Below are 628 nucleotides of genomic sequence, written 5' to 3' on the forward strand. Positions count from 1 at the left end.
AACTGACGCAAGAAGGACCAAACCCCCATCATCACGCGTTTCGCATGACCTGGGTATTGCTTCTTCATGGTTACAACGGCCATGCGATACGAACAACCTTCTGGCGGTAGGTAGAAGTCTTCAATCTCAGGGAATTGCTTTTGCAGAATTGGCACGAATACTTCATTCAGTGCCACGCCTAATACCGCCGGCTCATCTGGTGGACGACCAGTATAGGTACTGTGATAAATTGGGTCTTTACGCATGGTGATGTGCGTAATGGTAAAGACGTGATGCTTTTCTTTTTCGTTATAGTAGCCAGTGTGATCGCCGTAAGGGCCTTCATCGGCAAACTCGTTCGGGTCGATGTACCCTTCCATGACGATTTCAGCACTTGCTGGGACTTCCAAATCGTTACTGATGGATTTGACCACTTCGGTTTTACTGCCACGCAGCAAACCAGCAAAGGCATATTCTGATAACGTATCCGGCACTGGCGTCACCGCACCAAGGATAGTGGCAGGGTCGGCACCAAACGCCACGGAAACTGGGAACGGCTTACCCGGGTTGGTTTCCATCCAATCACGCAAATCTAACGCGCCACCACGGTGAGCTAACCAACGCATGATGATTTTGTTTTTGGCGATTT

General features: G+C 49.7%; 1 protein-coding gene. It reads right to left on the minus strand.

The window, feature by feature from the left end; all coding sequences use genetic code 11:
- On the minus strand, window positions 1–628 hold a 628-nt coding region (locus R7O13_RS28295), incomplete at both ends, for a UbiD family decarboxylase (protein ID WP_318305379.1).

It is taken from the genome of Vibrio sp. Y176 (genome assembly GCF_033438945.1).